The sequence below is a fragment of the Geothrix mesophila genome (assembly GCF_022808835.1).
Lineage (GTDB): Bacteria > Acidobacteriota > Holophagae > Holophagales > Holophagaceae > Geothrix > Geothrix paludis.
The window spans coordinates 584,202-598,002 of the sequence record NZ_JAKZLD010000001.1 but is presented as its reverse complement, the minus strand read 5'-3'; the positions used below and the strand labels follow the sequence as shown (position 1 = coordinate 598,002).

Annotated in this window: 12 protein-coding genes; 8 read left to right on the top strand and 4 right to left on the bottom strand. The window is 70.1% G+C overall.

From position 1 onward, the window contains the following. Positions 1–324: 324 nt before the first annotated feature. The 4 genes from MLG87_RS02780 to MLG87_RS02765 all read right to left on the bottom strand — a co-directional run bounded on the left by MLG87_RS02780 (position 325) and on the right by MLG87_RS02765 (position 5,358). Positions 325–2,550, bottom strand: coding sequence for an NADP-dependent isocitrate dehydrogenase (locus tag MLG87_RS02780; RefSeq protein ID WP_243293690.1), 2,226 nt, complete (start codon positions 2,548–2,550; stop codon positions 325–327). Positions 2,551–2,715: 165 nt separating this feature from the next. Beyond that, complete coding sequence (locus tag MLG87_RS02775; protein ID WP_243293689.1) at positions 2,716–3,645, bottom strand: bifunctional metallophosphatase/5'-nucleotidase; 930 nt, start codon at positions 3,643–3,645, stop codon at positions 2,716–2,718. 8 nt (positions 3,646–3,653) lie between these two features. Then, the gene (locus MLG87_RS02770) at positions 3,654–4,451 is read right to left on the bottom strand and encodes a 5'-nucleotidase C-terminal domain-containing protein (RefSeq protein WP_243293688.1); all 798 of its coding nucleotides are present in this window, start codon (positions 4,449–4,451) and stop codon (positions 3,654–3,656) included. Further along, positions 4,432–5,358, bottom strand: coding sequence for a hypothetical protein (locus MLG87_RS02765; protein ID WP_243293687.1), 927 nt, complete (start codon positions 5,356–5,358; stop codon positions 4,432–4,434). Before MLG87_RS02765 ends, MLG87_RS02770 begins: the two co-directional genes overlap by 20 nt. A 314-nt stretch (positions 5,359–5,672) precedes the next feature. Here MLG87_RS02765 and MLG87_RS02760 point away from each other — a divergent pair, with 314 nt between their 5' ends. The 8 genes from MLG87_RS02760 (at position 5,673) to MLG87_RS02725 (ending at position 13,703) form a co-directional block, all read left to right on the top strand. Then, positions 5,673–7,058, top strand: coding sequence for an anthranilate synthase component I family protein (locus MLG87_RS02760; RefSeq protein ID WP_243293686.1), 1,386 nt, complete (start codon positions 5,673–5,675; stop codon positions 7,056–7,058). Beyond that, positions 7,055–7,633, top strand: coding sequence for an anthranilate synthase component II (locus tag MLG87_RS02755; protein ID WP_243293685.1), 579 nt, complete (start codon positions 7,055–7,057; stop codon positions 7,631–7,633). The genes MLG87_RS02760 and MLG87_RS02755 overlap by 4 nt, the downstream gene beginning before the upstream one ends. Continuing rightward, positions 7,630–8,664 (top strand): anthranilate phosphoribosyltransferase, encoded by a 1,035-nt coding sequence (trpD, locus tag MLG87_RS02750; RefSeq protein ID WP_243293684.1) that lies wholly within the window; start codon positions 7,630–7,632, stop codon positions 8,662–8,664. Before MLG87_RS02755 ends, trpD begins: the two co-directional genes overlap by 4 nt. Further along, entirely contained in the window at positions 8,661–9,497 is an 837-nt protein-coding gene (locus tag MLG87_RS02745; protein ID WP_243293683.1) for an indole-3-glycerol-phosphate synthase, read from the top strand. Before trpD ends, MLG87_RS02745 begins: the two co-directional genes overlap by 4 nt. After that, positions 9,494–10,132 carry a hypothetical protein gene (locus tag MLG87_RS02740; RefSeq protein ID WP_243293682.1) on the top strand — a complete coding sequence of 213 codons (639 nt, stop codon included), beginning with the start codon at positions 9,494–9,496 and terminating at the stop codon, positions 10,130–10,132. Before MLG87_RS02745 ends, MLG87_RS02740 begins: the two co-directional genes overlap by 4 nt. Then, the gene (gene trpB / locus MLG87_RS02735) at positions 10,125–11,309 is read left to right on the top strand and encodes a tryptophan synthase subunit beta (protein WP_243293681.1); all 1,185 of its coding nucleotides are present in this window, start codon (positions 10,125–10,127) and stop codon (positions 11,307–11,309) included. Before MLG87_RS02740 ends, trpB begins: the two co-directional genes overlap by 8 nt. 1 nt (position 11,310) lies before the next feature. Next, positions 11,311–12,066, top strand: a complete 756-nt coding sequence (gene trpA / locus MLG87_RS02730; protein ID WP_243293680.1) for a tryptophan synthase subunit alpha — start codon at positions 11,311–11,313, stop codon at positions 12,064–12,066. 137 nt (positions 12,067–12,203) lie between these two features. Further along, entirely contained in the window at positions 12,204–13,703 is a 1,500-nt protein-coding gene (locus MLG87_RS02725) for an OmpP1/FadL family transporter (protein WP_243293679.1), read from the top strand. The last annotated feature ends 98 nt before the right edge of the window (positions 13,704–13,801 follow it).

The window sequence follows — 13,801 nt, the reverse complement described above, 5'->3', positions numbered from 1 at the left end:
GGCTCAATGCCCGGCAAATTTCTTCCGGGGCGGCCGCACGAATGGGCCATGCGTGCCCTGCCAGCCTCAGAGCCAGTCGAATTCAGGCGACGGATCCACCTGGAGCGCCGGACGCCGCTCTGCGCACGGAATCAGGCGCGAAACCAAGCACGGTGCGCCTCCGGGAGAGAGGGTGCCGGGTTGGGGCAGGGATGGGCGAACACGTCATACCCGGCTTGACGGCCAGCTTCGCCCCACACCTGAGTTTTGGTCGAAAAGCCAGCGGGTGCCGGGACACTGTGCATCCCGACACCCGCGAGGTGCCTTCGGCGGTTCCGGACTGGATCAGGCCATGGCGTCGATGATGGCGTTCAGGGTGGCGCTGGGACGCATGGCGGCGGAGGTCTTGGCGTGGTCCGGATGGTAGTAGCCGCCCATGTCCACGGGCTTGCCCTGGGCCGCGATCAGTTCCTCGTTGATCTTGGCTTCGCTGCTGGCGAGTTGCTGGGCCACCTTGGCGAAGCGGGCCTGGAGCTCGGCATCCTTCGCCTGGGTCGCCAGGGCCTGGGCCCAGTACAGGGCCAGGTAGAAGTGGCTGCCACGGTTGTCGATCTGGCCCACCTTGCGGGCAGGGGACTTGTCGTTGTCGAGGAACTTGGCGATGGCCTGGTCCAGCGTCTCCGCCAGCACGCCGGCCTTGGCGTTCTTGAAGGCATTGGCCACGTGCTCCAGGGAGGCGCAGAAGGCCGAGAACTCGCCCAGGGAATCCCAGCGGAGGTAGCCCTCCTTTTGGAACTGCTGGACGTGCTTGGGGGCGGAGCCGCCCGCGCCGGTCTCGAAGAGGCCGCCGCCGCCCAGCAGGGGCACGATGGAGAGCATCTTGGCGCTGGTGCCCAGCTCGATGATGGGGAAGAGGTCCGTGAGGTAGTCGCGCAGGACATTGCCGGTGACGCTGATGGTGTCGAGGCCCTTGCGGATGCGCTCGCAGGAGACCTTCATGGCCTCGTCCGGGGACAGGATGCGGATGTCCAGGCCCTTGGTGTCGTGGTTCTTGAGGTAGGTCTCCACCTTGGCGATCATCTGGGCGTCGTGGGCGCGGGCCTTGTCCAGCCAGAAGATGGCGGGGGCGCCGGTGAGGCGGGCGCGGGTGACCGCGAGCTTGACCCAGTCCTGGATGGGGGCGTCCTTGGCCTGGCAGCCGCGGAAGATGTCGCCTTCCTCGACCTTCTGGGAGAGCAGGGTGGCGCCGGACTCGTCCACGATGCGGATGGTCCCGGCAGCCGGGGCGAAGAAGGTCTTGTCGTGGGAGCCGTACTCCTCGGCCTTCTGCGCCATGAGGCCCACATTGGGCACGCTGCCGATGGTGGTGGGATCGAAGGCGCCGTGCTTCTGGCAGTCCTCGATGACGGTCTTGTACATCGTGGCGTAGCAGCGGTCCGGGATCATGGCCAGGGTGTCGTGGAGCTTGCCGTCGGCGCCCCACATCTTGCCTGCGTCGCGCACCACCACGGGCATGGAGGCGTCCACGATGACGTCGTTGGGCACGTGCAGGTTGGTGATGCCCTTGTCGGAGTCCACCATGGCCAGGGCCGGGTGGGTGGCGTAGACCGCCTGGATGTCCGCCTCGATGGCCGCGCGCTGGGCCTCAGGCAGGGCCTGGATCTTGGCGTAGACATCACCCAGCCCATTGGCGGTGTTCACACCCAGTTCGCGGAGGGTCGCGTTGTGCTTCTCGAAGACCGGCTGGTAGAAGACGGACACGGCGTGGCCGAACATGACGGGATCGGAGATCTTCATCATGGTGGCCTTGAGGTGCAGGGAGAGCAGGAGGCCGTCCCGCTTGGCCGCGTCGATCTGCTCGGCGTAGAAGGCACGGAGGGCCTTGACGCTCATGACGGAGGCGTCGAGGACCTCGCCGGCCTGGAGGGGCAGCTTGTCCTTGAGAACCTTGACGGCGCCATCCGCGCCCACGAACTCGATGCGGGCGGTCGTGGCCTTGCCGAGGGTGGTGGAGGTCTCGCTGCCGAAGAAGTCGCCGGCGGCCATGTGGGCCACGCGGGCCTTGGAATCCGGGGCCCAGGCGGCCATCTTGTGCGGGTGCTTTTTCGCGTAGTTCTTCACGGACAGCGGAGCGCGACGGTCGGAGTTGCCCTCGCGGAGCACGGGGTTCACGGCGCTGCCCAGCACCTTGGCGTAGCGGGCCTGGATGGCCTTCTCCACTTCCTCGGTGGGCTGCTCCGGGTAGTCCGGCACGTTGAAGCCCTGGGACTGGAGCTCCTTGATGGCGGCCTTGAGCTGCGGGATGGAGGCGCTGATGTTGGGGAGCTTGATGATGTTGGCTTCGGGCTTCAGGGCCAGGGCGCCGAGGGCGGCCAGGTTGTCGGGGACGCGCTGGGCTGGGGTCAGGTTCTCGGGGAAGTTGGCCAGGATGCGGCCCGCCAGGGAGATATCGGAGGTCTCGACGGAGATCCCCGTGCCCTTGGTGAAGGCCTGGATGATCGGCAGCAGGGAATAGGTCGCCAGTGCGGGCGCCTCGTCGATCTCTGTCCAGATGATCTTCTGCGTGGTCATGGGCTCTCCTTATGGGCGTTTACGGCAGCGCCGGGGCCTGGACCCCCGCTGTTCCGGCACAGGGCATTCAAGGCAGGCTCCCACGGTGAAAGCCCGCCATCAAGCGGGTTTCCCTGTGGGGACGGGGATTTGGGACTTCCGTCACTCCAGTCCTGGGCAAGTCCCTCAGCCCACCACCGGCATGGCAGCTCCGGAGGCCGCCCTGACCTCACCGCGCGCCAGGGTGAAGTCCATGCGGCCCAGGTTCACGCCGCCGAAGCCTACCTGGAAGACCAGGGTCTCCCCCTGGGCCTGCTTCACCTTCACCGGCGCTTCCAGGAAGGTGTGGCTGTGGCCGCCGATGACGGCGTCGATACCCGCCACCTGGCCGGGCAGGCGCAGGTCGTCGTGGGCGGCGTCCTTCACGTCGTAGCCCAGGTGCGAGAGGACCACCACCAGGTCCACCTTCTCGACTTCCCGGAGCCGCTTCACCACCGGCTTCAGGCTTTCGTAGGGATCCTTCCAGACGATGCCCTCATGGTTCTTCGGGGCCACGAGGCCCGCGAAGGCCACGCCCACGCCCGTGATGCCCACCTTCACGCCCGGGAACTGCCGGACCAGGTAGGGACGGATCCGCTTGGCCAGCTCGGGGGCGCCCTGGCAGTCGAAGTTGCAGTTCAGGAAGGCGAAGGGCGGGTTCTTGTGTTGGAGCTTCTCCATGGATGCCATGGCCTCCACCAGCATTCCCACGCCGTTGTCGAAGTCGTGGTTGCCCAGGGTGGTGGCGTCGTACCCGATCATCCGCATGAGCTGGTAGTCGAGCCGGCCTTTGTAGCGGTTGAAGTAGGGCGTGCCCTGGAAGGTGTCACCGGCATCTAGCAGCAGCACGGGGCCCAGCTGGCTCCGGAGCTGCTTCACGAGGGTGGCGCGCCGGGCCATGCCGCCCTTGCCGCTGATGGCGCCGTTGCCGGGGCCGAAGGGCTCGATGCGGGAGTGGGTGTCGTTGGTGTGCAGCAGGGTGATGCGACCCGCGGCCGGGCCATCCGCGGCCTTGAGGGGCACCCGGGAGGCGACGGCGGCGGCGCTAAGGGAGGCGAGAAACGTGCGGCGTTCCATGGTCTCTCCTACAGCTTGAACGTCTTGTCGCGGATGGCTTCCAGGATCGGCACGGGCACGGTGTAGCGCCCCGGCGCGGGCGGCAGCAGATCCTTGCCCGCCTTCCCCAGGGCGGCGCACTGGTCCAGGAGCATCTGCCGCAGGGTGACGCCCGTGGTGAACGGCTTCCGGCCCTTCTTCAGGGTGGGGATGGAGTCGCCGCCCCCGTAGAGGTAGTCCGTGGTGGCGACCTTCACCACGGCCGCCGGATCGATGGGACTGCCATCCTCCCAGGTGACGGTGAGGGTGGCCTGCTGGGGCGTGCCCTCGACCTTCACCTTCACGCCGGAGCAAGGCTCGCCGCCGCGGCGGAGCAGGCCCTCCTTCACCACCTGGATGACTTCGGCGCCGGTGAGCTCGATGACGATCAGCTCGTTCTCGAAGGGCATCAGCTCGAAGATGTCCCCGACCTTGAGCTGGCCGGGACGCAGGTTGGCCCGCAGCCCGCCCGCGTTGGTGATGGCGAAGCGAACCGGAGTGCCCACCAGGGGCTGGGCCGCCTGGCGCATGACGTCGGAGACCCAGTAGCCCAGCAGGTTCTCCTCGCCCCGCCTTCCGCGGAACACGCCCTGGGGTGCCTGCACCAGCGGCTGACCGAAGCTGGCCCGGATCTCCTCCGCCAGGGGCGCGATGACCTTCTGGATCTCGGGGTCATCCGGGATTGCTTCAGTGACGGGGATGACTTCGGCCTTGGCGCTCGGCGGCTGGTCCGCCAGGGGAGCGGCAAGCAGGAGGGCGACCAGGGCGCTAGCTGGCGATGGCTTCACGGGACAGGTCCTTCACGGCGGCGCGGGCGGTGCGCACGGTGGCATCATGGGCGCAGAACAGGGCGGTGGTGCGCAGCAGCCAGCCCATCAGCCAGCCGTTGAGCAGGGTGACGGCCAACTGCAGCGCGAGGAACAGGCCGACACGGAAGGGGGTGCCGCCTCCCATGCGCCAGGCCAGGACCAGCACCAGGAAGGGCAGGAGCGATCTCAGGGCCGCGCCGCCGAGGGAGAGGAGGCCCCATTGGACGGGGTGCGTCCACAGCCGCAGGAAACAGTCGCTCAGGTGGGCGCGGTAGCCGCGGGTCGGGCCGGCCGCGCGCCCCAGGCGGCAGAACCACCACTGGAGGTTCAGGGCCGCCACAGCCGCCATCCAGAGCAGGGGGCGGCCGAAGAAGGAGGTCCAGCCCAGGCCGTCGATTCCGAGGCCTCCGAGCCAGGTCAGGACGACGTCCCCGAGCCATGCGAGGAGGCCCACGGGGAGGAATCCGATCAGGACCGTGTCCAGCGCGCCCAGCAGCCAGGAGCCCAGACGGGCCTTCAACCCCACCCGCTCCGCCTGCATGCGCCAGCCGCACCACAGGACGACCACAAGGCCCAAGCCGAAGAGGTGCACCGTCGGGGAATTCGCCAGACGGTGCTGAAGCCCTCCGTTCTCCCACAGCTCCCAGATGTCGCGGGCGCTGATGCGCTCGCCCCAGTGGCTGGGCAGGGCGCTCCATCCCGCGGCCCGCCGCAGATGACCGGCCCAGCCCAGCACGGGGCCCAGGAGCACCAGCAGCCACCCGGTCATGAGGCCCCAGCCCCAGCGGCTGAAGCCGCCGCGCAGGGCGGGGCGGAGGAAGCGCCAGGGATCCCTGGGCGCAAGCGCATCCTCGGTGTGGATGGTGGTGGGGCGATCCTCGGTCATGGCCGTCCGCAAGCAATCCTTCATCAAACCACACTTGACAGGGCCCGCGTGGATGGGGTTACATCGGTTCCATGACGCTGTCCTCCCTGTCCCTTCGCCAGGGCTCCCTTCACGGGGCCTGGTGGTGGCGTGCGGGCTCGGACGGCTCCCTGTGCGAGGCCTAGCGGCCCACGCCAACCCGGACCTTCCGAGCCCGACCTTCCGGTCGGGCTTTTTCTTTGATGTTCTCCGGTGGTTCCGCGCTTCGCGCACACCCCCGGACCCCCACACCCCATCCCGGCAAAGCCGGTCTGTGGTTTTCCAAGGTCTTCCCCATGCACCTGATCCGCCACCCGCTTCCCGCGGACCTGCTCACACCCCTCGCCGCCTACCTGGCCCTGCGCCCGGCGGGCGCCAGCCTGCTGCTGGAATCCTGCGACCAGGGCGAGCGGGTGGGCCGCCACAGCTTCGTGCTGCTGGAGGGTTCCGCCGAGTGCCGCCTGGATCCGCCAGCCCGGGGCTGGATCGAGTCTCTGCGGGCCCTGGCGGGGCCGCCGCCTGCTGGCGCCGTCCATGATCCCGCTGCGGAACTGCCAGCTTTCAAGGTGCCCCTCCCCATCGGCGTGGGCTGCGCGGGCTACCTCGGCTTCGAGGCCGTGGGGGCCATGGAGTCCACACTCCCCCAGCCCGCCCGGGACAGCCTCGGCCTTCCCGGCCTCTGGGTGCGCCGCTTCGACACGGCCCTTGTCTTCGACCACCTGCACCAGGTGGCGGAACTCCAGACTCTGGAGGCGGACCCGGAGGCCGGGTTCCGCCGCCTCCGCGGCCTCCGGGAGCAGCTCCTGGCGGGCGCCCGCGATCCGGGTTCCGCCGCGTCGGCTCCGCGGGCGGCCGCCCAGGTGACCCGCGAGACCTACGAAGGCATGGTCCGCGCCGCCCAGGAGCGGATCCTGGACGGCGACGTCTACCAGCTCGTACCCAGCCAGCGATTCCGAATCGAGAATCCGCCGCAGCCCCTGGAAGCCTACCGCCGCCTCCGCCGCCTGAATCCGAGTCCCTACGGCTTCCTGCTGGAGTGGGGGAACTTTTCCCTGGTGGGCGCCTCGCCGGAGATGCTGGTGCGGGTGCAGGGCGGCGAGGCCGAGACCCTCCCCATCGCCGGCACCGTGCCCCGCGGCGAGAGCGCCGAGGAGGATGCGGAGCGGTTCGAGGCCCTGAAGCGTGACCCCAAGGAGCTGGCCGAGCACCAGATGCTGGTGGACCTGGCCCGCAACGACCTGGGCCGCGTGGCCGTTCCCGGCGGCGTCCGGGTGGAGAAGCCCCTCGCCCTCCAGCGCACGAGCCACGTGCTGCACCTCACCACCACCGTGAAGGCCAAGCTCCGGGAGGGCGTGGACGCCCTGGACGTCCTGGCCGCCGCCTTTCCCGCCGGCACCGTGAGCGGCGCCCCCAAGCTGCGCGCCTGCCAGCGCATCGCGGAACTGGAAGGGGAGGCGCGCGGGCCCTACGGCGGCGTGCTGCTGCGCCTGGGGACGGATGGCGCCCTGGACACGGCCCTCATCCTGCGCACGGCGGTCTATGCGGGCGGCGTCGCCCACATCCAGGCCGGCGCCGGTGTGGTGCGGGCCTCCAAGCCCGAGTCCGAATACTTCGAGACCCTGCACAAGCTGGGCGCCATCGCCCAGGCCCTCGGCGTCCAGCTGCCCGGAGGCTCCCGATGATCCTGCTGATCGATGCCCTGGATTCCTTCACCTACAACCTGGTGCAGGCCTTCGAGACGCTGGGCGCTCCGGTGAAGGTCGTGCGCCACGACGCCATCACCCTCGACGAGGCGAAGGCCCTGCGCCCCGGGGCTGTGGTGCTGTCACCGGGCCCCGGCCACCCCACGGAGAGCCACGCCCACATGGCCCTGGCGGGCTCGGACTGGGACATCCCCATGCTCGGCGTCTGCCTGGGCCACCAGGCCCTGGCGGCGGCCAGCGGCGGCCGGGTGGTTCGCGCGGTCGAGCCTCTGCATGGCGAGGCGACGGCGCTGGAGCACGAAGGCGACGGGCTCTTCCGGGGACTGCCCCAAGGCCTCTCCGTGGGCCGCTACCACAGCCTGATCGCGGATCCCGCCACGCTCCCCGACTGCTGGCGCGTCACAGGCCGCAGCCCCGGCGGGGAAATCATGGCCATGGCCCACCGGCATCTGCCCCGCTGGGGTGTGCAGTTCCACCCCGAAAGCATCCTTACGCCGGACGGGCCGGCCATGCTCGCGAACTTCCTACGCCTCTCGAAGGATTTGACCCGATGACCCTGCTCACCACCCACAACCCCATCCGACCCCTGCCCGAAGCCACCGCCTCGGAGCTCATGCGCATCTTCATCGACCAGGACACGGATGCTCTGCTGGTGGGCGCCTGCCTGGCCCTGCTGGCCCAGCGGGTGCCCGAGGCTCACGAGCTGGCGGCCTTCGCCGAGGCCCTCGCCGAGGTGGCGGTTCCCTTCCCGGAGGTGCCCGACGACGCCATCGACGTGGTGGGCACGGGCGGCGACGGAGCCTCCACCGCCAACCTCAGCACCCTCACGGCGCTGTTCCTCCCGGCCCTCGGCGTGCCTGTGGTGAAGCACGGGAACCGCGCCGCCACCGGTGTCTGCGGCAGCGCTGACCTGATGGAGGCCCTGGGCTACGACCTGGCCCGCGCCAGCGCCGACCTTTCCCAGGACCTGCAGGCCCACCACTTCGCCTTCCTCTTCGCCCCGGCCTACCACCCGCTCATGGGCCGCCTGCGGGAGATCCGCCGCCGCCTGGGCATCCCCACGATCTTCAACCTGCTGGGGCCACTCATCAATCCGGCCAATCCGCCGCTGCAGCTGCTGGGCGTGGCCCGGGAGGACCTGCTGGCGCCCATGGCCGGGGCCCTGGCCCGGCGGCCGACGCTGCGGCGGGCCTTCGTGATCCACGGCAAGGACGCGGAAGGGAAGGGCCTCGATGAAGCCTCCATCGAAGGCCCCACGACGATCCTGGCGGTCACCGACGGCCGGGTCCGGGCGCCCCAGGTCCTGGTGCCGCGGGAGCTGGGCATCGCCCAGCCGGCCCGGCACGCCCTGCGCGTGGCGGACCGGGCCGAAGCCCTGACCGTGGCCCGGGGGATCTTCGCCGGCGCCGGCCACGCGGACTTCCGGCCCGCCGTGGCGGACGCCGTGGCCCTCCAGGCGGCCCTGGGGCTGGCCCTGCACCGCGGCGGTTCGCTGGAGGGCGTGGATGCCAGCTTCCGCGAGATGCGAAGCGCCCTCGACGGCGGCTTCGTCCCGCCCTTCCCCGGGGCGGGGGTGAACCCATGAGCGCCCTGCCGGATCCCGCTTCCCTGGTGCGCGGCACCGGGCTTCCGAAGAGTTCGCACCTCCAGCGGGTGCTGGTGTCGGAACTGGCGCGCCTGTCCTCGGCCGGGTCCGCGGCGGCGGCCCTCCGTGCTCCCTTGGACGGTCCCGGTCCCTTCGAATCGGCCCTTCGCCGGGATGCCGCGACCTTGGGCGGCGCCGTCATCGCCGAATACAAGCAGGCCTCGCCTTCGCTTGGCCCCTTCGCCGCCGGCACCCCCTTGCAGGCCCAGCTCCAGGCCTACCGGGAAGGCGGCGCGACGGCCTTCTCCATCCTGGCGGAACCGACCTACTTCCGCGGGGCGGCCGCCCACCTGACCGCCGCGGCGGTCTTCGGTCTGCCGCGGCTCTACAAGGGCTTCGTCGTCTCCGAGGCCCAGCTCGCGGAGGCCGAAGCCTGCGGCGCGGAGGCGGTGCTGCTCATCGTCCGGGTACTGAAGGGCCACACGGCCGCCTTCCTGGAAGCGGCCCGCCGACGCGGGCTGGAGGCTCTCGTGGAGCTGCATGACCTTACGGAGGTGCCCTTCGCCCAGGAGGCCGGGGCGCGCATGGTGGGCATCAATGCCCGGGACCTCGCCACCTTCACCCTGGGCGAGCCCACCGCCGCGCCCCTGCGCAAGGCCTTTCCGGAGGCGGTGCTGGTACGCGAATCGGGTCTCGCCACACCCGAGGACGCGCAAGTCTCCCTGCGGGCCGGCTTCGACGCCGTGCTCATCGGCGAGGCACTCATGCGCAGCCCGGATCCCAAGGGCTTCCTGGAACGCGTCTTCGCGGACCTTGGCCAGGAGGCCCGATGAGCCTCCTGGCCAAGGTCTGCGGCCTCGTCCGGGCCGAGGATGCGGCCTTCGCCGCGGGGCAGGGTGCGGACCTGCTGGGTTTCGTGTGCCACCCCCCCAGCCCGCGTCACTGTGCGGACCTGTCCGTGGCCCGGCCGTTTATGGATCGGGCCGTCCTCGTGATGGTCGCGGATCATGCGGAGTCCATGCTCGAGATGACCCGCCGCCACAGCTTCCGGCGAATCCAGCCCTACCTGCCGGTGCCCGAGCGGGAGCGGGGCGTCGCCCTGCTGCGCGAGGCCGGCCTCGTCGTCCTGCTGCCCTGGGCCGATGAGCCGGATCAGGCGTCGATACCCGCGGATCTCTACCTGTGGGAACCCAGCGCCATACAGACGGGTGTGGTGGGGGGCTCGGGGCAGGGCCATGCCATGGCCTTCCCGCCGCCGGGGCCCTACCTGCTGGCGGGAGGGCTGGATGGCGCCAACCTGATGGCTCGTGCCGCCGCACTTCCGCCCAGTGCCCGGCCTGGTCTGCGGGGTTTCGACGCGGCGAGCCGGCTGGAAGCTGCACACGGGCGGAAGGATCCAGCGAAAGTGGCCGCCTTCGTGGCGGCCGTGAGACAGGAATCACGAGCAGGAAAGGGAATCCATGGCTGATGCGTTCGCGCTTCCCACGCGCTTCGGCGCCGAATCCCTCGGGGGTTGCTACGCCCCGGAGACGCTCATGCAGCCTCTGCTGGACCTGGAGGCCGCGTTCCGTTCGGCCCTCGCCGACCCGGCGTTCCAGGCGGAGCTGAAGGCCGAGCTGCGCCACTTCGTGGGCCGTCCCACGCCCCTGACGGCCGCCCCGCGCCTGGCGGCGGAGCTGGGGTTCAAGGCCCTCTACCTCAAGCGGGAGGACCTCACCCACACTGGCGCCCACAAGATCAACAACGCCCTGGCCCAGGCCCTGCTGGCCCGTCGCATGGGCAAGACGGAGATCATCGCGGAAACCGGCGCGGGCCAGCACGGCGTGGCCACGGCCGCGGCCTGCGCGAGGCTGGGCCTGGCCTGCACGGTGTACATGGGCATTACGGACATGGCCCGGCAGGCCCCGAACGTGGCCCGCATGCGGCTTTTCGGCACCAAGGTGGTGCCCGTGGAGGCGGGGCAGGGCACCCTCAAGGAGGCCGTGAACGAGGCTCTCCGGGCCTGGGCGGGCCGCTGCGATCACGCCCACTACATCCTGGGCTCCGCCCTGGGGCCGCATCCCTTCCCCACGCTGGTGCGAACCTTCCAGACGGTCATTGGCGAAGAGGCCCGCGCCCAGGTGCTGGAGCAGGCCGGGGCGCTTCCCGAAGCCGTGATCGCCTGCGCCGGCGGCGGCAGCAACGGTCTGGGCCTGCTGGTGCCCTTCCTGGGCGATCCTCTGCGACGCCTCGCCGTGGAGGCGGGTGGCCACGGCCGCGCCCTGGGCGAGCACGCCGCCCGCCTCGATGGCGGACGCACGGGGGTGCTGCACGGCTGCAAGACCCTGCTGCTCCAGGATGAACACGGCCACACGGCCGAGACTGCCAGCATCAGTGCGGGCCTGGACTATCCGGCCCTGGGTCCCGAGCTGGCCGCTCTCGCGCTGGACGGGAAAGTGGAAGTGCGCCGCGCCTCCGACGATGAGGCCCTCGCCGGGGCCCGCTGGCTCTGCGAACGCGAGGGCATTCTACCCGCCCTGGAAAGCAGCCATGCCCTGGCGGCATTGCCGGCCCTCGCCGCCGAAGGTGTCGCCACGGTGCTGCTGGGCCTCAGCGGCCGCGGCGACAAGGACCTGTCCACCTACCAGTCGCGCCTGGAGATCTGACATGAACCCTCTCCTTCCGTTCCTGATGGCCGGTGATCCCAGCCTCGAAGCCCTGCCGGCCCAGCTCTCCGAGGCCAGATCCCTCGGCATCGAAGCCCTGGAACTGGGTCTGCCCCATTCGGATCCTATCGCCGACGGCCCCGTGCTCCAGGCGGCGGCGCACCGTGCCATCGGACGTGGGGCCACGCCGGTTCGCGTGCTGCAGGCCTTGGCCGGCCTCAAGGACAGCCCCGATCTCATCCTGTTCACCTACCTGAACCCGCTGCTCCAGATCGGCGCGGAACGGCTGAAGACACTCCTCGCTCCCACACCGGTGAAAGCCCTGCTGGTGGTGGACCTGCCCTTCGGGGAGGAGCCGGCCTTCGAAGCGGACCTGCGCACTGCGGGCTATCCCATGGTGCCGCTGCTGGCGCCCACCACCACGCTGGACCGGGCCCGGCAGGTGCTGGCAGAGCGCCCGGACCCCGGACCCGCCGCGCCCTTCGCGCAGCGCTTCGCCTATGTGGTGGCCCGCCTGGGCGTCACCGGCACGGCGCAAAGCACGGACCTGGCTCCCGTGCGCGAGCGCGTGGCGCAGCTGCGGGGGATCTCGAGCCGGCCCCTGGCCGTGGGGTTCGGGCTCTCCGATGCCTCAAGCCTGGCGGCGGTCCGCGCGATGGGCGCCACACCGGTCATCGGGTCCGCCCTGGTGAGGGAGCTGGCCGAGGGGAAGAGCCTGTCGGGGTGCCTCACTCCGCTCATGGATGGTGACCTATAGGTCGCGATCCTTCCTTAGGGTAGGCTCTCGGGAGTGATTGCAGGTCTGCATCGATTTGGTATTGTGGTCCATCTTCCACCTTCGGAATCGGCTGCCAACAGCCACCACCCCCACCCGGGATTAGGAGCCATGCGCCCATGACCCACCGTTCACGCCTCACCCTCACGGCCTTGACCCTCATCGCCGCCGGCGCCTTCGCTCCCCAGGCCCAGGCTTCCGGCTTCCAGCTCCGCGAGCAGAGCCCGAGCTCCCAGGGCAATGCCTTTGCCGGCGTCAGCGCGGGGGGCAACGATATCAGCGCCCTGTTCTTCAACCCCGCGGTGATGACCCAGTACGAGGGCTGGCAGTTCTCCCTCGGCGGCACCTACGTCGGCCTGGACGTGAAGCTCGATGGCATGACGGCGACACGCACGCCCGCGCTCACCGGGCTCGGCTTCAACGTGTACCCCAACACCACGACCAGCCTCATGCCGATCTCCGGCCCCTCCAGCCACGGGAACTCCGGGCAGTCCGCCATCCTCCCTGAATTCAACATCATGTACAGCGCGAGCAAGGACCTGAAGCTGGGCCTCTCGGTGAACGTGCCCTTCGGCCTCACCACCGAGTACGACGCCAACTGGATCGGCCGGTACCACGGCCTGAAGTCCGATCTGAAGGTCATCGACATCGCGCCCAGCCTGGCCTACCGGGTGAACGACCAGTTCTCTTTCGGCGTGGCTTTCATCGCCCGCTATGCCGACGCCGAACTGACCAACGGCGTGGACTACGGCACCGCGCTGGCCCTGAAGGTTGGCTCCGGGCTGGCCGCTGCCGGCATGTCCCCCGTGGCGCCGAGCCCCACGCAGAACAGTCCTGTGGCCACCGTCGCCATGGGGGCCCCCAACGCCACCTTCGGCACCCCTGGCTACGCCATCCCCGGGGCCTGGGACGGCAAGGCCGGCCTGAAGGGCAACGGCTGGGACTACGGCTGGAAGGCGGGCTTCACCTGGCAGCCCACCAAGGCCTTCCGCCTGGGCGGCGCCTATTCCGCGGCCATGACCATGACGTTGAAGGGCGATGCCACCTTCGAGTATCCCTCGACCATGCCCTCCACGGATCTGGCCGCCCTCCAGGGCGCCGGACTCCGCAACGGCAAGGGCCAGGCCGACCTCGCCCTCCCCGCCACGGCCTCCCTGGGCTTTGACTGGCAGGTGGATCCCGCCTTCTCCTTCCAGGGTGAAGTGGCCCGGAGCACCTGGTCCCGGTTCAAGGAACTCCGCGTGAAGTTCGATACGGGCCTCGCGGATTCCGTCACGGACGAGAGCTGGCGCGACACCTGGTTCTACTCCCTGGGCGGCACCTGGAAGATGGACCCGACCTGGACCTTCCGGGCCGGCGTGGGCTTCGACCAGGGCGCCGTGGACGACAACCACCGCACCCCCCGCATCCCCGACAACGACCGCAAGTGGCTCTCCGTGGGCATGAGCTACGCCTTCTCCAAGAAGATGTCCCTCGATGTGGGCTACACCCACCTGTTCATCAATGACGCCAAGATCAATCTGACCTCTGCGGGCGACAACCTCACCCGGGGCAGCCTCAACGCCACCATGAAGGCCACCATCGAAATCCTGGGCGCGCAGCTGCGGTACAGCTTCTAGTCTGGGCAGGGATGCAGAAGGGGGGGGGGGGGGGGGGGGCCCCGGGCGGGCCCGGGGGGGGGGGGGGGGGCCCCCCCCCCCCCCCCCCCCCCCCGGGG